General features: G+C 45.8%; 16 protein-coding genes. 5 read left to right on the forward strand and 11 right to left on the reverse strand.

Annotated features, from left to right (window positions below; genetic code table 11):
• Positions 1–6: 6 nt before the first annotated feature.
• Positions 7–1,137, reverse strand: a complete 1,131-nt coding sequence (gene carA, locus HCJ96_RS02210; RefSeq protein ID WP_169209380.1) for a glutamine-hydrolyzing carbamoyl-phosphate synthase small subunit — start codon at positions 1,135–1,137, stop codon at positions 7–9.
• 271 nt (positions 1,138–1,408) lie between these two features.
• Complete coding sequence (gene dapB / locus HCJ96_RS02215; RefSeq protein WP_169209381.1) at positions 1,409–2,215, reverse strand: 4-hydroxy-tetrahydrodipicolinate reductase; 807 nt, start codon at positions 2,213–2,215, stop codon at positions 1,409–1,411.
• A 163-nt stretch (positions 2,216–2,378) separates the two neighbouring features.
• On the opposite strand from dapB, the gene HCJ96_RS02220 reads away from it, so the two are divergent.
• Together HCJ96_RS02220 and HCJ96_RS02225 are read left to right on the forward strand one after the other, a co-directional pair.
• Entirely contained in the window at positions 2,379–3,035 is a 657-nt protein-coding gene (locus HCJ96_RS02220) for a cytochrome b/b6 domain-containing protein (RefSeq protein WP_169209382.1), read from the forward strand.
• A 349-nt stretch (positions 3,036–3,384) separates the two neighbouring features.
• The gene (locus HCJ96_RS02225) at positions 3,385–4,575 is read left to right on the forward strand and encodes a diguanylate cyclase (protein ID WP_169209383.1); all 1,191 of its coding nucleotides are present in this window, start codon (positions 3,385–3,387) and stop codon (positions 4,573–4,575) included.
• Here the strand turns inward: HCJ96_RS02225 and HCJ96_RS02230 are convergent.
• The 5 genes from HCJ96_RS02230 to grpE form a co-directional block, all read right to left on the reverse strand.
• Positions 4,572–7,100: an EAL domain-containing protein gene (locus HCJ96_RS02230; protein ID WP_169209384.1), complete on the reverse strand. Its 2,529-nt coding sequence runs from the start codon at positions 7,098–7,100 to the stop codon at positions 4,572–4,574. The two genes, HCJ96_RS02225 and HCJ96_RS02230, sit on opposite strands and share 4 nt — an antisense overlap.
• A 412-nt stretch (positions 7,101–7,512) precedes the next feature.
• A complete protein-coding gene (locus HCJ96_RS02235) occupies positions 7,513–7,992 on the reverse strand; it encodes a c-type cytochrome (protein WP_169209385.1) in 480 nt (159 codons plus the stop codon).
• 123 nt (positions 7,993–8,115) lie between these two features.
• Positions 8,116–9,252, reverse strand: coding sequence for a molecular chaperone DnaJ (gene dnaJ, locus HCJ96_RS02240; RefSeq protein ID WP_169209386.1), 1,137 nt, complete (start codon positions 9,250–9,252; stop codon positions 8,116–8,118).
• Positions 9,253–9,412: 160 nt separating this feature from the next.
• Positions 9,413–11,338: a molecular chaperone DnaK gene (dnaK, locus tag HCJ96_RS02245; protein WP_169209387.1), complete on the reverse strand. Its 1,926-nt coding sequence runs from the start codon at positions 11,336–11,338 to the stop codon at positions 9,413–9,415.
• Positions 11,339–11,430: 92 nt separating this feature from the next.
• Entirely contained in the window at positions 11,431–12,066 is a 636-nt protein-coding gene (grpE, locus tag HCJ96_RS02250) for a nucleotide exchange factor GrpE (RefSeq protein ID WP_169209388.1), read from the reverse strand.
• Between the two features lie 597 nt (positions 12,067–12,663).
• On the opposite strand from grpE, the gene HCJ96_RS02255 reads away from it, so the two are divergent.
• Together HCJ96_RS02255 and HCJ96_RS02260 are read left to right on the forward strand one after the other, a co-directional pair.
• Positions 12,664–13,059, forward strand: a complete 396-nt coding sequence (locus tag HCJ96_RS02255) for a DUF3718 domain-containing protein (RefSeq protein WP_169209389.1) — start codon at positions 12,664–12,666, stop codon at positions 13,057–13,059.
• A 360-nt stretch (positions 13,060–13,419) separates the two neighbouring features.
• A complete protein-coding gene (locus HCJ96_RS02260; RefSeq protein ID WP_169209390.1) occupies positions 13,420–16,788 on the forward strand; it encodes a PAS domain-containing hybrid sensor histidine kinase/response regulator in 3,369 nt (1,122 codons plus the stop codon).
• 21 nt (positions 16,789–16,809) lie between these two features.
• Here the strand turns inward: HCJ96_RS02260 and HCJ96_RS02265 are convergent, their stop codons facing one another.
• The 4 genes from HCJ96_RS02265 to HCJ96_RS02280 form a co-directional block, all read right to left on the reverse strand.
• Positions 16,810–17,250, reverse strand: coding sequence for a phosphate-starvation-inducible PsiE family protein (locus HCJ96_RS02265; RefSeq protein WP_169209391.1), 441 nt, complete (start codon positions 17,248–17,250; stop codon positions 16,810–16,812).
• Complete coding sequence (gene nhaA / locus HCJ96_RS02270) at positions 17,247–18,443, reverse strand: Na+/H+ antiporter NhaA (protein ID WP_169209392.1); 1,197 nt, start codon at positions 18,441–18,443, stop codon at positions 17,247–17,249. Before nhaA ends, HCJ96_RS02265 begins: the two co-directional genes overlap by 4 nt.
• Positions 18,444–18,720: 277 nt before the next feature.
• Entirely contained in the window at positions 18,721–19,362 is a 642-nt protein-coding gene (locus HCJ96_RS02275) for a response regulator (protein WP_169209393.1), read from the reverse strand.
• A 97-nt stretch (positions 19,363–19,459) separates the two neighbouring features.
• Entirely contained in the window at positions 19,460–21,766 is a 2,307-nt protein-coding gene (locus HCJ96_RS02280; RefSeq protein WP_169209394.1) for a TonB-dependent receptor, read from the reverse strand.
• A 240-nt stretch (positions 21,767–22,006) separates the two neighbouring features.
• Here HCJ96_RS02280 and HCJ96_RS02285 point away from each other — a divergent pair, with 240 nt between their 5' ends.
• Positions 22,007–23,302, forward strand: a complete 1,296-nt coding sequence (locus HCJ96_RS02285) for a GntP family permease (protein WP_169209395.1) — start codon at positions 22,007–22,009, stop codon at positions 23,300–23,302.
• The last annotated feature ends 8 nt before the right edge of the window (positions 23,303–23,310 follow it).

A 23,310-nucleotide genomic window follows, 5' to 3' on the forward strand; every position in this document is an offset into this window, starting at 1 on the left:
CGTGTCCTACTGCTTTGATTGTTCAATTAATTCGATAAAGTGATCAAAAAGCTCGCTGGCTTCCTGTGGCCCAGGACTGGCTTCCGGGTGCCCCTGGAAACTAAAGGCAGGCTTATCTTTACGGTGAATACCTTGTAAAGATTTATCGAACAACGAAATGTGCGTCACCTCCAGATTATCCGGCAACCCTTCTTCTTCAACAGCAAAGCCGTGATTCTGACTGGTAATCATCACTTTCTTGCTATTCAGATCCTGAACCGGGTGGTTGGCACCGTGATGGCCAAATTTCATTTTGGTGGTTTTCGCACCACTGGCCAGTGCCAGTAATTGATGTCCCAGACAAATACCAAAGGTAGGAACATTCTTCTCAACAATTTCTCTGATTGCATTTATCGCATAATCACACGGCTCTGGGTCACCAGGTCCGTTAGATAGAAATACCCCATCAGGATTCATTGCTAACACTTCTGATGCTGGGGTTTGCGCTGGCACCAAGGTAATTTTGCAGCCTCTATCGACCAGCATCCGCAGAATATTGTGTTTAACCCCGTAATCGTAGGCCACAACATGATACCTGGCATCAGTTAACGATTGATAACCGTCGCCCAGTACCCAGGCGCCACCCGTCCACTGCTTGACTTCTTTAGTACAAACCTCTTTGGCTAAATCCATCCCTTTCAAGCCGGGAAACGATTTGGCCTTGTCCAATGCAAGCGCTTCGTCCAGATTATCTCCGCAAATGATGCACCCATTCTGGGCACCCTTATCGCGTAATATGCGGGTTAAACGGCGCGTATCGATATCAGCAATTCCGACGACGTTTTTTGCTTTTAAATAATCAGTCAGGCTTTGTTGATTGCGAAAATTACTGGAAACAAGCGGCAAATCGCGAATGACTAGTCCTTTTGACCAGATAGTATCTGCTTCAACGTCTTCAGGATTTGTTCCGGTGTTACCAATATGAGGATAAGTGAGTGTGATGATTTGTTCAGCGTAGGAGGGGTCAGTGAGAATTTCTTGATAGCCAGTCATTGAAGTATTAAAAACCACTTCTCCGACGGCGATCCCCTCAGCACCAATAGCAGTGCCTTTAAATATCGACCCATCTTCGAGCACCAAAAGGGCAGAATTAGCCAAGTCAACCTCCAGATTAATCATAATCAAGGGTTTAAGCATGTATCTAACTTAAACCTCATAAAAAACGGGAGGTAATGGTGAAGTTACATCCCGTTTACAGAACTTTGCAGCTAATAAAATTGCGCTGTACAGCGATTCAGCGCGGAAATTTGGCAAATTCCGATTATTATATATGACTTAATTAAGAAGGTCTAATTGGATTTCGAAGTTTGTAAAAAACAAGCGGCTTGTTGTCATTTTCACTTTTGAGCCGTAAAAGTACCAATTACACTCAACTTTCTGCTAACCCCAGAACATCTGACATTGAATACAAGCCAGGTTTTTTCTGCACAAGCCACTCGGCTGCCCGCACCGCTCCTTTCGCAAACGTCAGACGACTGGATGCTTTGTGGGTGATTTCTAAGCGTTCACCAATGTCAGCAAACAACGCGGTGTGTTCGCCGACGATATCCCCCGCTCTCACTGTGGCAAAGCCTATGGTATTGTGGTCTCTAACAGGTGACTTGCCTTCTCTGCCATACACCGCGCAGTCATCTAAATCACGCTTGAGCTCATCTGCAATCACTTTACCAATCGCGATTGCAGTACCGCTGGGCGCATCCTGCTTGAAACGATGATGCGCTTCACTAATTTCAATATCTGCAGTCTCGCCCAGCGCTTTCGCCGCTTGTTTAACCAGCGCAAGCATTACATTAACGCCTACACTATAGTTAGCTGCGTAAACAATTGGGATGGTTATGGCTGCATCCTTAAGTATCTGCTCCTGAGCCTGATTCAAGCCAGTTGTGCCTAACACTAAAGGAACGACATTGCACACACACCAATTTACGTTGTGTTCGAATGCTGCGGGCAATGTGAAGTCAATCATGACGTCCACATCGTCAGGCTGTATGGTGGAAATGCCGGTACAGGCTATCGTTTGATTGCGAACGCCTGCCACATCACCTACGTTCATGCCTATCCAGGGAGAGTCGTCGCGCACCGTAGCCAGTGTAAGAGTAGTTTCACTGCTCTCCTGCACCGCTTCAATTAACACCCGGCCCATACGTCCGTTCGCGCCAAAAATACCTACATTCATTCTATTTGCCGTTGTTGTTATCAAAAACTGAATGGAAAAATAAAGCAAAGATAGTAACACGGCAACTATGGATTGCGGGGAGAAAAAACTAAGCTTTAGCGGTAGCCCGTTGATAAGCTGTGGTAAGCTGTCATTATCGAATAAGTATGTACACTAAAAAAGCATGAAAATAAAGCTTATCTGGGATTGGCCCACACGCGCATTTCACTGGTTGCTGGTTGCCAGTTTATCTGGCCAGTATATCACTGCAGAAGTAATGGACAATGCCATGCAGTGGCATTTCTATCTAGGCTACTTTACCATCGGATTACTAATTTTTCGCCTTATATGGGGATTTACAGGGCCACTTTACGCGCGCTTTGCTCAATTTTTAGTTGGACCCGGCAAAATCAAAGCTTATGTGGCTGGCAGAAAAGCTGCCAGGCGTGCAAATGCAGGTCATAACGCGGTAGGCGGCTGGTCTGTCATCATCATGCTTACGCTGCTGATAGCGCAAGCTGTCAGCGGACTTTTTATGTCTGACGAAATATTCTGGGATGGGCCGTTTTATCATTTGGTTGACGCTTCGGTTCAAAGTTACGCCAGCTGGGTACATCATACATTTTTTGACGTAATCTTAGCTGTAGTCGCTTTGCACATTACTGCGGTATTGTTTTACGTATTGATCAAAAAGCAGCCTCTAATCAACGCCATGATTCATGGTAAAAAAGCCACTGACGCTCCGCCGATAGATTCCTCTCATTCAGGTCGTGCGTTGTTTATCTGTGCAGTTATTGCTGTGGTAATTTACTGGATTATCAGCAACGCGCCGACGTGGTAACCAAACCCGAACTTCTGGAGTATTGCTGACCGCAGATGCGATATTATCGCCTTCCAGGTCATATGATTTCTCCCCTTAACCATCGCCGCCATTCAGCGCCTTAGTCGGCGGCGATCGACGCGTTTTCACTTTACCGATTTTATCACCTTCTTTTATTAATCTCTTTCATGTTTTTTTCGTAATGAATAAATATTCTGAACCTCTATTAAACGTTGCTCAATGATCTTGGTTGGTTTGGAGGGTAAGAGTGTGAATAGTCCAAACATGCTTACTTTTCGCGTCGTTACAGAATGTCACCATGAGTGAGTTCAATATGAGTCAATATTTACCTTAAAAGAAGTTGTATATAGTGAAGTTTACTACCCCACCTTCAAAGAACAAAAAGGATGATTACCAGCTCGGGTATAAAGATGGTTACCAGCAAGGAATTGCTGATAAAGCTCTGGAATATAAGGAGATAATTTCTGCACTTAAAAAACGTGTCAGCACTAATCGACGCGCTAAAGACTTGTCACATGTGATGTATGAAATTTCTGAGCTATCGCATGATGATACGCTGGATATCAGTGTTTTTTACGAAGGCATATGCACCTCACTATCAAGTATCGTTGACACCACAAACTTTTTTATTGCGCGGCTTAATTCTGCACGGCAGGAACTCGAATTCGTTTATTTTCGCGATACCGCAGGGTTGCTTGATGATTTAACAGGTGAGCCTCCCGCGCGACCATTAGGACGTGGCTTTACAGAATTAGTACTGGATAGTGGTAGACCTACGTTGCTAACCGGTGAGGACATTCGCCAGCTTTGTTTAAGGGGTGAACGGGTAGCAAATAAGTTAAATGCCACTTCGTGGCTTGGCGTACCACTGATTACCTCGGACGAGGTATTTGGTGCGATAGTCATTCAAAGCTATACCGAACAAGTACAGTTCGATGAGTCAGATGTAAACTTGCTGACCTTTGTCTCCAACAACATTTCTCATGCCATCAAGCGACATGAAGAGAAGATGGCCAGACAACGTGATTTACAAAAACTGGCGCTGGCATCCCAACGAGATACCTTAACCGGTTTATTGAACCGCACTACCTTTCACAGTGAGCTCGAAAAAGCCTGTACTCAATTGTTAGAAAACCACTTTATTGCTGTGTTATTCATCGATTTAGATGGCTTCAAAATGGTCAATGATACTTATGGTCATGCAGAGGGTGATAAAGTGCTAAAGACGGTAGCAAAGCTCTTAAAAGCTGAAGTGCGTGCCTGTGATGCGGTTTCTCGAATGGGCGGTGATGAGTTTGTGGTAATGCTGCCTGATATCGAATCGGCCAACCAGGCAACAGAAGTTGCCAAGCGTATGCTGGAGGCCATTTCCGAATATCAGTGTTCAAATAACCTAACAGTGGAGTTAGGTGCCAGTATCGGTATCGCCGTTTCCGAACGAAATAAGGCTTCGGCAAAGGAGTTGATCAACAAGGCGGATGCTGCCATGTATGATATCAAGCGTCAGGGCAAAAACAATTTTTCAATTGAAGCGATCTAATAGTTCTCACTGTTGATAAACGACGCACTCATCAGTGACACCCATTTATCTTCGGGAATGGGCATGCCTAAATGGAAGCCTTGAAAAATATCACAGCCATGCTGGATCAGGTAATCCATTTGAATATCATTTTCTATTCCTTCAGCGACCGTTCTTAAACCCAATGCCTGGGCCATCTCAATTATCGTATTAACAATAGGAAAATTTTGATTGGTAGACGTGATCTCGTCTACAAAATAACGGTCAATTTTGAGTTCAGCAATAGGTAACGCTTTAAGATAACTCAAGCTGGAATAACCAGTGCCAAAGTCGTCGATAGAAAATGAAAAACCCATTTTTGAGAGCTTTTCTATGTGCAGTCTGACCTTATCAATACTCTCTACCAGCGTAGTTTCTGTCAGTTCTAACACCAGATTGGCGGAATCGACGCCCCATTTTGAGATGATTGCAATAAGCCGTTCAGCAAAGTCTGCACGAGCGATTTGTTGTGCACTGATATTCACCGCAAGTTTAACTAACAAGTCTTTTTCATGACACTCAGCCAGCACTCTGCAGGCTTCATTGAGTACCCAGTAGCCAATTTCAAGTATCGCGTCACTCTCTTCAGCGATAGGAATGAATTCTGCCGGACTTATCATTCCAATCGCAGCATGCTGCCACCGTAATAACACCTCAGAGCAGATAAGCTCTCCATTGCGATTGTACTGTGGTTGCAGAACAATAAAAAATTCGTTCTCGGTAAGTGCACGGTTAAACGATTGTGCGATGTACTGATGGCGCTCGTACTCTTCGTATGCTGACTTTTCAAAAGCAACTGGACCAACATGGCCGCTTTGCTTGGCCCGCTTCCTGCCAAATTCTAATACGCCGATCACTTTCTCAAAGGAAGATTGCTGACTATCGATATGCACCGATGACAAAGAGCACTTTAACGAATGGTTATCCCCCTGGAAAGAAATATCCTGAGCGAGATCGTGTAACAATTTTTGTTCAATTTCTTCAATGAGATTCAGCTGCGAAAGCCGTTGTTGATTCGTTTCTTTCGCGGGTGTAACAATGGGGCTTAAATGTAGAATAAGAAACCGATCGGCATTTTTACGGTAGGCACGGAAACTGGAGCTCAACAATTTTTTAATTCTGCTCCCGGTTATCTTCAGAATCTGGTCACCCGTCTCCTTGCCGAATAACAGGTTATATTGTGCGAATTTATCGATATCAATCATACAGCAATAAATTTGCGCATTCGCCACCCTGGCTTGAGCAATCAGCTTTCTTAAATCTTTTTCGAACGATTTAAAGTTCGCCAATTGAGTCACATCGTCGAAAAAGGCAATTTTAAATATGTTATCAATGGCCTCCTTGCGTTCTGTAACATCTCTAATGATCCCTATATAACGTCGTTGGCCGTCCAGGATGACTTCTGTCAGTGACAGCTCAATCGGGAAAGTGTGGCCGTTTTTGTGTCGTGCCGTCAGCTCTTTGTTTGGGGCAAAGAAAAGAGACTTGGTTTTAGCTTGATTGCTATTAATGCTGGTCGACTGAATATCAGAGAATTCTTCAGGAATAAGCACCGAAATGTCGTGCCCTAACAGGGCGTCGGGAGAAAAACCAAACACTTTTTCGATGGTTTGGTTGACCATAATAATGGTACCGAAGCCATCCAGCGTCACCACCGCATCATTTAGGTTGTCCAGAATATTAATCAGATATTCTGTGTAATTTTGCTCGGTTGACGTTTTTTGATAAGCCTCAGTAATATCCTGCAAGGTGGCGATAACACTGACAAGGTGTTGCTTTTCCAGACATGGTGTCAGCGTTAGTCGCAACCAGCGTTCTTTTTCGTTTGTTCTTAGTTTGAAATCATGCTGGGCAGAATGCTGGTTCTGCATTACATGGCGAATATTGGTAACAATGCTTTTGCGGTCAGTTGGTGAAACCTTGTTCAATCCATGACGCAACGAGAAATAAGTACGGCTGGTCAGATTGAGCAAGTTGGCAAATTCTTGCGTAACGAGAAAATCCGCTGATTGTACGAAAAACTGACAGCCTCCGGTTTGAGTAAGTTCAGCTACACGCTTGTGCAGTGATAACAGATTATTTTCGTTTTCATCAACTTGCCGGTTCTCTGCACTGAATGTGTCTACAAGGTTCGTCAAGTTCTGCAACTGTTGAGTAGAAAGTGGTTTCGATGAAATAACCACCACATATAACCCGTCGCCGCTGCAATAGGTGGGAAGTTTTATAAAGTGAATAAATGCAGACGCAGCTGAGGTTAACGTTTCAGGCCAGTCAATCAATTCGCCAGCTATGTCGACTGATGTAACAGCGCGTGCACAAATTTTTCTGGCATCGCCTGACAGCTTAATTCTTCCCGCAGCCGCATTGTTATTCATCATCCCAGAAAGGACGGTTCCTTCGTCAAGCTGATCCGCCATGGTGACAACCAGAGCGCCATCTACGTCCAAAGTAAGAATGACATCAGATATAAGTGAAGTTAATCGCGACCAACGTTCAGATTTACTCACAAAATTTATTTCCTTAGCCTTTAGTTTAGTGCTGGCAGTTGTTCAAACGTAACTAATCTAGTTATGGAAAACAATTAAGCTGACATAAAAAAGTCATTGTACGAAGTTTATTCTGTACGGAAATTCAGAGAATTAAGTTTTTAATATGTATAGAAAAAGGATAGAACAGATTGGTGTTGACTTTCAATTGGTTAAGCGTAAACAAAAGACATATTTACTGGTTTATGAGTATGCCAGTGGATTAGGGCGTATCCCCGTTAATACGATAAGATATAATTATGGCTGCAAGTCAGGGTATAACTTTTTAATATACATGAAGGCTGAATTACGTATGGGAGACATGAGACCACCAGCCTCCGGCTTCCGCCTGACGCTGATGTAGTTAACTTAAGTATATTGACGCTTCTTTTTACTAGTCATCTTTGTAGTCGTCGTGGCAGGCTTTGCAAGCGCTACCTACCTGACCGATTGCGTTTCGATATTGCGAGTCATCGCCTGCAGCAACGACGCGGCCAAGATTGTTCGCCGCTTTTTTGAAGCCATCAATCTTTTCTTCAGCATCACTGACGTTTTCCCACAAAGCAGGTTTAGCATGGGAGTTAACATCAAACTTGCGCGTATCAACTAATAAATAGTCATACATCATGTCGCCAAGTTGCTGCAACCTGAGACTGTTCGTTTGCAGTACTGCCTCATCGTAAGGAATTTTGCCTCTTGCCATGGCCCCCAGGGGGCCCATGTTGTCTTTCATCAGCGTAAATAGCGCTTTACGATTCTCGACGGCATTTCGCGCTTCTTTTTCTGATTTCACTTCAATTACCTTTGCCGCGACAGGTAACGCAAGCGCCAGCGCTGATAACGAAACGACTAAAAACTTGCTCCGTATTTTCATCTTATTTCCTTTATCGAATTTATTATCTAAACAATCTGTATACCCCATAATAAGAGATAAGGTTGTTGCCGTACAACGAAAAAAGCCCTAAAAATTAGGGCTTTCAACGTTTTATTATTGTGTTTAGTTGGTCAGATCGTCAAAAAACTTCTTAACGCCATCAAAGAATCCTTGTTCCTTGGGACGATGCTTAGCTTTATCGCTGCCGCTGCCCATTGATTCTTCAAATTCTTTGAGCAGTTCTTTTTGGCGTGAAGACAGATTAACAGGGGTTTCAACGACAACCTTACACATTAAATCACCCGTGACGCCACTGCGCACAGACTTAACGCCTTTGCCACGTAAACGGAACATACGTCCGGTTTGCGTTTCAGGGCTGACTTTCAACTTCACTTTACCATCCAGTGTTGGCACCTGCAGTTCGCCACCAAGCGCCGCCGTAGTAAAGCTCAGTGGTACCTCGCAAAACAGGTTGCTGCCATCACGTTGGAAAATTTTGTGCTCTCGAACGTGCACCTGAACATAAAGATCGCCTGCTGGCGCTCCATTTTCACCCGCTTCACCTTCACCGGTTAAGCGAATGCGATCGCCGGTATCCACACCTGGTGGTATTTTGACCGACAAGGTTTTGGTTTTTTCAGTGCGTCCATGGCCATGACAGTTATTGCAGGGATCACTAATGATCTTGCCTTTTCCTGAACAGGTAGGACAGGTTTGCTGGACAGCAAAAAAGCCCTGACGCATTTGCACCTGGCCGTTACCATGACAAGTTGGACAGGTGGTCGGTGACGTCCCCTTCTTCGCGCCGGAGCCATGACAGACATCACATTCAACCAGGGTGGGTACGCGAATCTCAACGTCTTTACCACGCACCGCTTCTTCCAACGACAGCTCGAGATTGTAACGTAAGTCTGAACCCTGTCGTGCGCGAGACTGACGCCCGCCTCGACCGCCGCCAAAAATGTCACCGAATACATCGCCAAATATATCACCGAAATCGGCACTACCGCCAAAACCGCCTCCGCCGCGGTTAGGGTCGACGCCGGCGTGCCCGTATTGATCGTAGGCAGCACGTTTTCTCGGATCCATTAAGATTTCATACGCTTCCTGGATTTCTTTGAATTTCTCTTCGAGAGACTTGTCACCCTGTGTGCGATCCGGGTGATACTTCATCGCCAGTTTTTTATACGCTTTCTTAATCTCGCGTTCACCGGCGCCCTTCTCGACTCCCAGGACTTCGTAGTAATCACGTTTAGACATATCGGTTACTTTCCTACCCTTTCTTCATACCCTGTCCGGATATGTACTTTAACTGCTCTTTGGCGTCGTAAAGCTAAACAAAACAAAGGCGCAACAAGGCATTCCCTGCTGCGCCTAACTGATTTCGCCCGCCAGATTAACTGCCGAGCGAGTTTTCAGCTTACTTCTTATCGTCGTCTTTCACTTCTTCAAATTCAGCGTCAACAACGTCATCATCAGCTTTAGCGCTTGCCTCTTCCTGTGCGCCGGACTCAGCACCCGGCTGACCGGCTTTCGCTTGCGCCGCTTCCATCAGCTTACCTGACGCCTCAACCAATGCTTGCGTCTTAGCTTCGATAGCAGCTTTGTCTTCGCCTTTAACGGCACTTTCAAGGTCTGATAACGCAGACTCGATAGGTGCACGGTCCTCAGCACTGAGTGCATCGCCGACTTCGTCCAATTGCTTACGCGTTGCGTGAATCATGCCGTCAGCCTGATTACGCGTCTGAATAAGCTCTTCAAACTTCTTATCTGCATCTTTGTTGGCTTCGGCATCCGCTACCATTTTTTCGACTTCTTCATCGCTTAAACCAGAAGACGCCTTGATAGTGATTTTCTGCTCTTTACCCGTATCTTTATCTTTCGCTGATACGTGTAAAATGCCGTCAGCATCAATGTCGAAGGTCACTTCGATTTGCGGTACCCCGCGAGCAGCCGGACGAATTCCTTCCAGGTTAAACTGACCCAGAGACTTGTTGCCGGACGCTTGTTTACGCTCACCCTGAAGTACATGCACAGTTACTGCCGACTGGTTGTCTTCAGCCGTTGAGAAAGTTTGCGACTTCTTAGTCGGGATAGTCGTGTTCTTTTCGATCAATGCTGTCATCACGCCGCCCATGGTTTCAATACCAAGAGAAAGCGGGGTTACATCCAACAACAATACATCTTTAACATCACCAGCTAATACACCACCCTGGATTGCCGCACCTACCGCCACTGCTTCATCAGGGTTTACATCTTTACGTGGCTCTTTGCCGAAAAAGTCGGTTACGTATTTCTGAACCAACGGCATCCGCGTCTGTCCACCTACCAGAATGATATCGTGAATATCACTCACAGAAAGGTCTGCATCAGCAAGCGCTTTTTTAACTGGCTCAAGTGAATTTTTAACCATGTCTTCAACCAGAGATTCGAGCTTGGCACGCGTTACCTTAATGGCTAAATGCTTAGGGCCTGAACCGTCAGCAGTGATATATGGCAGGTTCACTTCTGTCTGCTGAGCTGAAGACAATTCGATTTTTGCTTTCTCACCGGCTTCTTTAAGACGCTGCATAGCTAATGGATCTTTACGTAAGTCTATGCCCTGATCTTTCTTAAATTCTTCAACCAGATACGTGATCATGCGGTTATCAAAATCTTCACCACCTAAGTGAGTATCACCGTTAGTGGCTAATACCTCGAAGGTGTGCTCACCGTCAACAACGTCGATTTCAATGATGGAAATATCGAAGGTGCCACCACCTAAATCATAAACCGCAACGACGTTGTCGCCTTTTTTCTTATCCATTCCGTAAGCTAGCGCAGCCGCAGTGGGCTCATTGATGATACGCTTAACTTCTAACCCGGCAATTCGACCCGCATCTTTTGTCGCCTGACGCTGAGAATCGTTAAAGTAAGCAGGTACCGTGATTACCGCTGCAGTTACTTCTTCGCCCAAGAAATCTTCGGCGGTCTTCTTCATTTTTTTCAAAACTTCAGCAGATACTTGAGGAGGAGCCATTTTCTGGCCTTTTGCCTCAACCCAGGCATCACCATTATCCGCCTTGGTAATTTTATAAGGCATGATGTCGATATCGCGCTGAACTTCCTTATCTTCCCAACGACGTCCAATCAGACGTTTGATGGCAAATAAAGTATTGTTAGGGTTTGTTACCGCCTGGCGTTTAGCCGGCTGTCCCACCAATGTTTCGCCATCATTGGTATAAGCAATGATGGAAGGCGTTGTGCGGTCGCCTTCAGCGTTTTCAATAACGCGCGGTTTGTCGCCGTCTAGAACTGCGACACATGAATTCGTTGTACCTAAATCGATACCGATGATTCTACCCATAACGTGTCTCCAATAAAATCGTACTTAATGCTGCATTGTGAGTGGGGTTATTCACTCACGATTTCAATAGTTACTAATGAAAAAAACTTCAATTAGGCCTCTGTATCAACGCCGCTGCTAGGTGCTCGTGATACCATTACCATCGCGGGGCGTAACAGGCGGCCATTGATTTCATAGCCTTTCTGCATAACAGCCATAACTGTGTTTGGCTCATGCTCTGCACTTTCCTGCATCGCCATCGCTTGATGAAGTTCAGGATTAAACTGTTCACCCTGGGGGTCAATTAATGTCATTCCAAACTTTTCGATAGTGGATAGAAACGACTTATGCGTCATCTCCACACCCTCAAGTAGGGGTTTGATCGCCTCGTTACTGGCATCACTCACTTCGATAGCGCGCTCAAGATTATCAATAACCGGTAGGAGTTCGCCGGCAAAACGCTCAAGTGCAAATTTGCGCGCCTTCTCCACCTCTGTTTCAGCACGACGGCGGGCATTTTCCATATCAGCCCGGGCACGTAACACGCTTTCCTGCTGTTCTTTGATAGTATTGTGCGCGTCATTCAATGCGTTTTGCAGTTCGTACACCTGTTGACTTACCTCGTCACGCATCTCAACGTCTGCTTCACCTTGTGCACCCTGAGCCGCGTCATTTTCTTCAGCAAGTTGCTCTACAGAGTCTACTGGTTGCTCTTCGGTCTGCGCCTGCTCATCACGCTTGTCACTCATGTTTACCTCCGGATAGTGCGATCATCGGCATAAAATTGCTTACGTTTAAATTTCATCGAAATGAACCTGCATAAAACAGGTTCAAAATCTGTGTTGGGCCTATTAATGGGGTTAGATTATAGGGCTTCAAGTGTGACCCTGAAATTTTTGTGGAAATTATACGGGGATATCGAAAGGGGTTACGTCTGGTCACTGGTCATGACGCGTTACTCAATTTGTGACAGAAGAGCTGGGGTCACCGTACCCTCCATTTTCTTGCTCTTAACAGTCGCTGAAATAACGGCGTTTTTTTAAGCCGGCTAAAAACAAAATTAGTTGCTGTCGCTAAAAATTTATTTTTGTTCAGGCCCTGCTGAATATTTTTTCTTAAGAATGACGCCGTGCTGTCGGTTGAATAAATGCGAAGTGTTGCAATAGGTTACTGTTGCATTTTTTGTCAGCAACAGTGCTTTTGGTCTGAACCAGCTGCTCCCGCTGCTCACAATGGGTATTTGGCTTTATAACAATGTATCGCTTAACTGCTTTTGCTTGACCTATAAATTCCAGTTTAATCCGCGTCGTCGACAAAACGACGAATAAATTTTTGAGGAAATGACTATGTTGAAAATTGTTAAAACTTCTATCGTCTTCGCTACAGCATCTTTAGTTTTTGCTGGTGCAGCACAAGCCAATATTGAATCTGAATTAGCCAACATCTGTAATATCGTGAAAGTAGACGATAAAGGTGAGCTGCGTAAAAAAATGAAAAAGGTGGAAACTGATTACCGCCTGAAACTACAAGATTATTACACTGGCATTTCTTGCGATGGGCAAAGCCTGTTACGTACTGCTTTTCTAAACAACGCAGTCGAGTCTGGTACCTTGCTGGTCAAGAAAATGCCTAAGAGCCAATTAAACAGCCCTGAGAATGACGGCAAAACGTTGCGAGCATGGGTTTCAGAGAATGGCTTGATGGATTCGGCTCTTGCTAGTGAATTAAACGACCGTATTTAGTTCGTTTAAAAATGACCGAATAAATTTTCGTTATAAGGTCAACATGGTCCCAGGTCCTTAACCTGGTTTTGATAAACGGCTTCCATAGGAAGCCGTTTTTTCATTTTTGCCACACCAGTGCATCCTATTTACAACTTCACACTCTATCTAATCGCAATAGCGAAAAGCCTTCCTCGGAATGCCAATAGACTAACCGCAAGCTGCAGAAAAATCGATAGAGGTTGTTCAGCCATAAACTACTGTCAGCAAAGTCGGTTTACCGGGAATTTTGAAAAAAGCATAAGAGAATTAATTTCAATACACATTGATTAAATTATGCTAGGTTGAAACGATAATAAAAAAAGCTGATTTACGCTAACGATGTTGACTCTCTGGACCGTCGGCCTGCTGGTTGTAGCCTATCTGGTCGTTTTATTTCTGATTGCATTCTGGGGCGAAAAAAACCTCAGGGATAACCAACAACACCCTGTTTTATACAGTCTGGGTCTTGGCGTGCACTGCACATCCTGGGCTTTTTTCGGCACTATCACGCAGGCATCTCAGTACGGCTGGGCGGTCGTGCCCACCTATTCTGGCATCATAGTGACAATGTTGTTAGGTTTCGGTGTATTGCGAAAAGTCAGTCGCCTTTGCCAGCAACACAATGTCAGTTCACTCGCCGATCTGATTGGACTACAGTACCGCAATAGCCATCTGTTGGCCGCCATTGTCTCACTTCTTTGTTTTATTGGGGTCGTTCCCTATATTGCGCTTCAATTGGATGCCATCACAGAGAGTATAAATTTAATAACCGGCTCTGACAGCACGGTGAACGCGGTGGGACTTTACGTAGCGGCGATAATGGCGCTGTTTGCAATCTTGTTTGGCACCCGAACGTTAAATCTCACCCGCAAGCATCCTGGTCTCCTCCTTACCATTGCAGCAGAATCGTTAATCAAGTTAATGGCGTTGTCAGCGGTAGGTATTTTCGTTTGTTACAGCTTGTATGATGGCGTGTTTGATCTGATTGCCCAGGCAGCCAGGTCGCCCAAAGGTCAACAGGTTCTATTTGCTGACGCAGCCCCCTGGGTTTACATCAGCCACATGTTGCTGGGGGTTTGTTCAATGTTCGTGCTCCCCCGTCAGTTTCACATGAATTTTATCGAACAAAATGGCGACAACGAATTACGTAAGGCGCGTTGGCTGTTCCCTCTTTACCTACTGGGTATGACGGTTTTTATCCTGCCAATTGCTTTGGCCGGACAGCTTTTATTAGACACCAACACCATTAAAACAGATGCGTTTGTACTTGCTTTACCAATTCAATTCGAGCAAACCTCAATCTCGATCATCGCATTTTTGGGTGGCATTTCTGCTGCGACCAGCATGGTCATTGTAGCGACATTGTCATTGGGTGTGATGATGGCGAATAATCTTTTCACACCCATATGGTTAAAGCTGGCATTTACCCGCGATCGTCAGGCATCAATGCAAGCCTCCAGCCTGCTAACTATTCGTCGGGTGACCATTATCGCTGTATTGAGTGTTGCGTACTGGTACCATATCAACGTGAGTCAGTCAGCACCGCTGGTTAAAACAGGCAGTGTGGCCATTGCTTTACTTGCGCAAATTTTTCCAATCATGATGTTTGGCTTGTACTGGCAGAAAAGTACTCGTCTTGCAGCCCAGTGCGCATTGATTGCTGGATTTATCTGCTGGGTAATGTGGTTGTTTTACCCTAGCCTCTTGTCCAGTTACTATTTCGATCCGCCGCTTACTGATACCGAATTGGCAAATGGTTTTATATTAAGCCTGGTCGTTAACTGTATTGTTTTTGTCTCAGTGAGTTTACTTATTCCACACCAAACCGCTACAAAATCCAATGAGCAGAAAGATCCCCCTTTCCCGGAACTGGCAATTCGCATTAAGGATCTGTTGCAACTCACTCAAAAGGTATTGGAGCCCGCCGCAAACGAGGCCTTGTTAAAACAACTTAACTACAGTGGGCAAACTGATACCTCTTCGGGGTTTGCCAGCCACACGCTACTGTTGAAAGTAGAAAAACTACTGACTGTTCAAGTGGGTAACCCCAGTGCCCGCATTTTGCTAACGGCGCTGGCAGATTCACAGCACGATACGATCCCGGACCTGGTTGAATGGGTAGAAGAGGCCTCACAGTCGTTTCAGTTTAACCATGAAGTGTTACAGTCATCGGTCGAAAATATTGAACAAGGTATCTGTGTATTAAATCAACAGCTGTGTCTGCTTGCCTGGAATCCCCGCTACGTCCAACTATTTGATTACCCTAAGGATTACTTGCAAGTGGGTATGCCCATCCAGACCCTGCTTCACTTTAATGCAGAGAGGGGACTGCTGGCGGCTGGCAGTGACGTAAATGCGGAAATAGAGAAACGGGTTAATTACATGCGTTCGGGTAGCCGTTATAAACATGTCCGCAAGCACAACAATGGTAAAGTGATTGAATTAAACGGTCACCCTCTTCCCGCGGGCGGATACGTGACCACTTATAGTGACATTACCGAATATATCCAGATTCAAGATGAATTGAAAGCGGCGAAAAATGACCTTGAACAACGGGTACAGCAACGCACACTGGAACTTCATCAGGCCAGACTGGAAGCGGACAAAGCCAATCAGAGTAAAACACGCTTTCTGGCAGCAGCTGGACACGATTTGATGCAGCCTTTTAATGCCGCGACATTATTTGCTTCAATGTTAGCGCAAAAAACCAGTGGTACCGAAACAGCGCAAATCGCCGAGGGACTGGTGAATTCTCTGAATAGCGCGGAGGGCCTGCTATCGATGTTACTGGATATGACAAAGTTAGAATCGGGCGTGCTGACAACCAGCATAACCGAATTTCCGCTGGACGACGTACTGGAACCCCTTGCAACCGAGTTTTCTATTATTGCACAACAAAAGTTGCTGAATCTCAATTACGTTCGCACTAACGTGTGGGTGCGTTCTGATAAAAATCTGTTACGTCGTATTATTCAGAATCTAATCTCCAATGCTATTCGTTACACACGCGCTGGCGGCATCCTTGTTGGTGTCAGACGTTGCGGAGTGAACTCCATCAACATTTGTGTCATCGACAGCGGCCCCGGTATTCCCAAACATCAGCAAAAGGAAATCTTTAACGAGTTTCATCAGCTCGAGGGCAGTGAAGGAAATCAGGGCTTGGGCCTGGGGCTGACCATTGTTGAACGCATCAGCCAGTTATTAGATCACACGATCATATTGGACTCAAAGGTCAATCAAGGAACGCAATTTTCGGTAAATGTGCCAAGGATTGCTGCTCCTGCTGTTTTAAGTCACGGCCATGCCACCAAAAAAGCAGTACACCAGATCGTTGCCCCACTTGCGGGAGACACGGTTCTGGTGCTCGAGAATGATCCTCAAATTGTCACGGCTATGACAGCATTACTCACTGATTGGGGAGCGCAGGTGATTGCCGCCACCAGTTTGACACAAGCCCTGGCGAGAAGCCCGGTCGCCCCCACCATGATGTTACTGGACTACCACCTGGATCACGGTGAAACTGGCACGCATGCGGCTTGTCAGCTAAGAAAACATTGGCAACAAGCGGTACCAGGAATTCTGATAACGGCTAATCGCAATGAGGGTATTCGAGAAGAAGCCGACTCGGCCCAGCTGGGTTACTTGCCCAAACCCATCAAACCGCTAGCGCTTAAGCAAAAAATCAGAGAACTGGTGGCGTCACGCTAATACCGTTGTGCAGCTACATGGTTATTCAACATGCTTATCGCTTGGGATTTGATGGATTAACCAATAGCCGACACTCATGGCAATTACCACCACGCCAATGCCGTAAACGTATTCGGGCGAAACCTCTGCAAAATCGAGCACGATAACTTTTCGGGCGATGGCCATAAGCGCCGTGGCCATTACAATTTTTACGTGAATGACATCTTCTCTGAGGTAAATTGTGATATTAATCAATATCTCAATCGCAATAAGAACCGCCATAAAGGCCCCGAACGAGGCCAGCATATCGGAAATGGTCAGAATAAACGTGGGGGGCGTGATGAGTTTCTGATAGATCGTCCAGCCTACATCAATTACCCCCATCACAATGACCAACGCCATCAAAATTGCAAGTAGTCTCACCATCACTCTAACAACGGTATAAATTCGGGAGATCAGTGGGTCGTCAGTTTTTGCTTTCATTTTTGTCCCTGATTAAAAGAGGATGTTTTTTTAGCATTACAGCGATACAAAATGATTGAACCTACTATTGCTGATAACACTGAGCCAAACAGTACGCCTACTTTTACATTTTGCTGATAATCCAGACTCTGTTGTTCAAATGCCAGAGTACCGATGAAAAGACTCATGGTGAAACCGATACCGCATAGCAATGAAACACCATAAACCTGCAACCAGTTTGTGCCGGTCGGAAGCTTCGCCAACCCCATTTTAACGACGAGCCAGCACACTGTGAAAATGCCCACCTGTTTGCCGACAAATAACCCAAGTGCAATACCGACAGTGATTGAGCTGAAGAGATCTTCCATGCCCACATCAATCAGACGTACCCCGGCATTTGCAAAAGCAAACAGAGGCAGCACAAAATAGGCTACCCACGGATGAAGTGTATGCTCAAGGTGAGGAAGCATAGGCTGGTCGTCCTGGTTCTTTAGTTTTAACGGAATAAACCAGGCTAACGCAAATCCGGCCAGTGTTGCATGTACCCCAGATTTTAGTACTGCAGCCCACACCACTACACCAATCAGAATGTAGGCTGCCTGACGTCTGGAGTTGAATCGATTGAGGATGAAAAGACACACCAGGCCTACAAATGCGACTTGTAAGGAAAGGGCAGACAGCTCCTGAGAATAAAACAGTGCGATGATAACGATAGCACCAATATCGTCAAAAATAGCCACGCTCAATAAGAACAATTTTAAGGTGGTTGGCAGCTTATTGCCTATCAGCAGGAAAATGCCCAGCGCAAACGCAATATCAGTGGCTGACGGAATAGCCCACCCTTTAACGGCAATTGCATCGTCGACGTTTAGCCCGTAATAAATAATGGCAGGGAAAATGATTCCTGCAATAGCAGCAACCCCGGGGAAAACCACTTGTGAAAAATCTGAAAGGTGGCCTTCTAATAGCTCGCGCTTAATTTCCAGACCTATTAGAAAAAAGAAGATGGCCATCAAGCCATCGTTAACCCACAGCAATAGGGGTTTAGCGATTTCAAACGCACCAAACTTAACGATAACGGGAATATTGAGGAACTGATTGTACTCCTCATGTAGCGACGTGTTGGCAAATACCATCGCCAGTGCTGCAGCAAACACAAGAATGACGCCACCAGCGGCTTCATGTTTTAACCAATCGTTGACAATACGGATCATTTAAAATCCGATTCCCATTTAGCTATTCATAGAACAATAGTAGCTGAATAACTTTCATTTAGATCAACGATCAATGGTTTACAAATGGGAATTACCCCTGTGTTCGTTAAATCAATATCACAGTCCAGCTCTTTTTCTCTTAAAGGTTGCCAATATCGAAAACATCTCGATGTATGCCTGACAATGTAAAGCGTGACAGCGGATAAGAGGCCGACACTCCCATATTATATTTACGATGTTCAGGTCCAGTGAAAGCGCTTGTTGAGATGTGCACTCTTTATTTATTACCCATTAGCTGTTTGAAAATGATCCCCGCCTGGGTGCGGTTGATCACGTTCAATTTGCGCAAAACCGCCGACACATGTTGTTTCACGGTGGACTCAGAAATCGTTAAGTGATAGGCAATCTGCTTATTTAACAACCCATCGGAGATGAGCTTTAACACGGTGAATTGGTGCGGCGTTAATTGCGCCATGCGATGCGCAAAGTCGCTCTGTTCATCGTCTTGCAGTTCTGATAATGCATTACTGATGTTATCGGGTAACCACTGCTCGCCCTCAATAATTTTTTTCACCGCATCACTAAGCATTGGTAGTGGTGTAGATTTTGGTATATAGCCACTGGACCCCAGGTCGATTGCTTTGCGGATTAAATCCGGACTCTCTTCAGCCGACACCATCACCACAATAACGTCAGGAAAACAGGCCCTGATTTCGCTTAATCCAGTCAACCCTTCATTTCCCGGCATATTAATGTCTAAAAAAACAATCTCGATCTCTGTGTCAGATTTAAGTCGTGCGTGGGTTTGCGGGTAAGAGTCTGCTTCAATAAGGTTGTCGCCTACGATATCCGCTAGCGCATAATGCATGGCAGCACGGAAAAGAGGATGGTCATCGGCAATAAGTATTTTGGGACGCATGGGAATACAGAATTCTTTTTTTACACTGTGGAGAAACTGCGCGTAAATTGCAAGCGGTAAAAGAAAGGGCGGCTAATGCCGCCCCATCAGGGTCATGTTAAAACCGATAACCAACGGTTAAATGCACCGTACGTGGATCGCCATAGTAGCCAATCAGGGTAGTATCACCCCCTAAGCCAGGACCAAAACCACCGCCTTCGAGGGGAACAACGAAATCGTAGCCTCCCACCAGGTATTCTTCGTCGGTCAGGTTTTTGGCGTGAATGCCACCATACCAGTTACCGTCCTGACTTTCCCAGGTCACACTTAAGTTAACCATGCCATAAGCATCCTGTTGGATCAGGTCACTGGTTTCAAATAAGAAGTAGTCATCACGGTAGTAATAATTGGCGTTAAAGATGAAGTCGCCAATATCACTTTCAAACAGATAGCTTGCACTGACGTTCAAGGTGTTTTCCGGTGTACTCGCCGCGGCAATAATAGGAGGTACTGCATTGTTTTCTTTGATTTCAAAATCAAGATAACCATAAGCCACATCAAATTGTAAATTATCCGAAGCGACATAGGTCATTTCAATTTCAGCACCCTTTGCGGCGGTTCTTGCAGCGTTTCGCAAGCGTTGATTCAACGCAGTCGGATCGCTCAAATCACTGCCAATACCAATGTACTGACGATCGTTGTGATCGTAGGAGAACAAAGTGACGTTCATACGCAAACTGTCTGTCAGATCACTTTTCACACCCAATTCGTAGGAATCAACAATTTCAGGCTCCACACCCGGCTCATTGGTGGTTGCACGAGGGTTAAACGTACCTGACTTAAAGCCTTGCGCATAGCTGGCAAAAAACATAGTGTCACGGCTCATCATATATTCCACCCCGACCCGCGGCGTAAATTGTGACCAGCTCTCAACTGCAGGACCATCAAACACCCCATCGCCATCAGGATCGTTACCTAGCACCTGAGGTACTAACTCGCCTTCCGGGCGCACAAAGCCATCGATCCAGCCTGAGTATGGATACAGATTATAGAAAACCAGACCATTATTAACGTTCGCGGTTTTTTCTTCATCAGTATATCGCGCACCCACGGACACAGATAATTGCTCAGTTATGTCGTAACTGACCTGCGCGTAAGCCGCCCAGCTTTCACTGTTATTACAACCACTGACTTCGCGGGTCAGGCCGGGTGTACCAAAAGCCGCGCGGCCCAGAACGCCAAGTATGGCGTCAAAATTGCCGCAGGACTCGCCATCGTAATAATACAAACCAGACACAAGTGTAAAATCGGTGTCTACATAGTTAACCTGAAGCTCGTGGGTGTCGTTAGAATCGTCGTACTCAGCAGGCACGTCAAAAATATCCAACGCCGTGTTATCAAAGTCGATATTGGTGGGCGAATAGCTTTCCCGATGCGAACCGATATATTTCAGTTCCAGTGCATCGGTCATATTGTATTGTGCAAGCCAGCTGTAGCCCTCCAGCTCTACTTTGTTCCAGGTAGGTAAACTGGTGTACGAATCATATTTTGAATCGGGCACGGGCGCGTCAGTCAACACGCTGGGTAATAGACGGTACCCCCCCTTGGCATTGGAGTCGTCCTCAGTCTTATCCCAGCCCAGGCGGAAGAAAAGATCATCAGAAGGACGAATTTCCAGGGTCAATCGACCCGCCCAAAGGTCTTTGTTGTAGTTTTCACGATCCTGATCAGGCAATGCAGATTGAAGATACTGACCGAAACCATCGCGATTTAAGTTGGCATAGCCAAAGCCTAAATAAACGGTGTCCTCGATAATGGGAACCTGGCCGGTTAATTTCATGTCGCGCTGACTGTAGCTTCCTACTGTAGCCTCAGCAGTAAATTGGGTGTCACCCGACATTTCTTTTGTAACATATTTTACTGCACCACCAATGGTATTCTTGCCATACAGCGTTCCTTGTGGACCACGTAACACTTCAATTCTTTGCACGTCAAGGAGATCCAGCACGGCACCCTGTGGACGCGCCATGTAGACATCATCTATGTAAATACCCACCCCTGGCTCATAGCCCCAGAGCGGATCCTGCTGTCCTAGTCCCCGAATAAACGCTGTCAACGTTGAATTGGTACCACGACTGGTTTGCAACGTTGTGTTCGGTGAAAATTGCTGGATTTCGGTCAGCACACTAATGCCCTTTTCAGACAACTCACCGGCACCAATCGAGGTGATCGCCACCGGCACTTCCTGCAACGACTCAGTCGTTTTTCGTGCGGTAACTTCAATTCGTTCAAGCTTTTTTTCGTTATCAACGGCAGCCGTCTGCTCTTGGGCAGTGGCCATAGGAGCGCTGAAACAGGCAATCGCGACAGCGCTTGCGCACAGTGTCTTGTTAAAGCCTCTGGCGTGTTTTAATGTGTGTTGCATATCGGTTCCCTATTCGTTTTTGTTTTAATAAGGCTAATCGGGTTGTTTTATTTTCGCTGGTACAACGGTAACGACAGCATCGAAACTGAGTACTTCTGCATTCACTTTAAAACAAGCGATATTTTTTTTATGTAGTACCATCGTACTATGGGCAAGTGTCTGAGTTCACTTCACAATTTACTCAAATTCTGACTATCTGTCTCTTACAGATAACGAGAATAACAATAAGCGGAATACACTATGTTAAGTTTGATAGGCCTGATAGGCGGTCTGGTTTTACTGATTATACTCACCATACGTGGAATGAATCTATTCATCGCAGCGCCGTCCTGTGCGCTGATAGTTGCACTCACCAGTGGTTTGCCCGTATTTGTCGGCGACAATAATTTCGTCGAAACCTACATGAGTGGCTTCTCTGGCTTCATCGCCAGTTGGTTTTTCATGTTCTTGTTGGGGGCCATTTTCGGTAAGTTCATGGAAGATACCGGCGCTGCTGACTCGGTCGCCCGCTGGATTGTTGGCAAGTTGGGCTTTAAGCACGCGGTGTTAGCCGTGGTCATGGCCTGTGCAATCCTGACCTACGGTGGCGTCAGCGTATTTGTGGTCGCTTTTTCTGTGTACCCCATGGCGTTAAGCCTGTTTAAAGACGCTAACCTGCCCAGACGTTTCATACCTGCAACCTTAGCCTTTGGCTCAGTAACATTCACCATGACCTCAGCCGGGTCGCCCGAAATCCAGAACTGGATCCCGATTAAATATTTAGGTACATCCCCTTTTGCTGGCTGGGAAGTCAGTCTAGTAGTGGCGATATTTATGGCCACCTTTGGCTATTGGTGGCTTAAAAAAATGATTGGCAAGGCCATTGCCAATGGTGAGGCGTTCGATAGCAGAGAGCATGATCCACACATTCCAGAACGCGACTACCCGCATCCCATAACCGGCTTAATTCCATTGTTTGTTGTACTTATTATCTCGTTTACGCTACACGAAGCGCTGGCGCAACTTGCCTTGATTGTCGCTCTGGGTGGTGGCGTGTTAACGATAATGCTGATTAACTACAAGCATTTCCACAATATGCCGCAAGCGATCAACCTTGGCACAACGGGGGCGTTGGTGGCCATTGGTAATACCGCAGCGGTAGTCGGCTTTGGCTCAATCGCAAAAAGCACGCTGGCTTTTCAACAAACCGTAGAACTGATGACGCAGATCCCCGGTAACGAGTTAATCGGTGCAGCGATTGCGGTCAGTGTGATTGCAGGCTTAACGGGTTCAGCATCGGGTGGACAAGCAATTGCCTTGCCTCTGGTTGCTCCGCACTATCTTGATCAAGGCGTTGAGCCAGAAGAACTTCACCGAATCGTGTCCATATCTTCTGGCGCGCTCGACTCTTTGCCGCATAACGGTTACGTGGTTACCACTATACGCGCCATTTGTCAGGAGACTCATAAAGCGGCCTACAATGCGGTGGCTGCGCTTACAGTGGTTGTGCCTCTTATCGGTCTGGCGATGGCAATCGGTCTGTTTTCAATAATGTAAGGTCTCCC

It is taken from the genome of Alteromonas ponticola, assembly GCF_012911815.1.
In the GTDB taxonomy this organism is placed as follows: Bacteria; Pseudomonadota; Gammaproteobacteria; order Enterobacterales; family Alteromonadaceae; genus Alteromonas; species Alteromonas ponticola.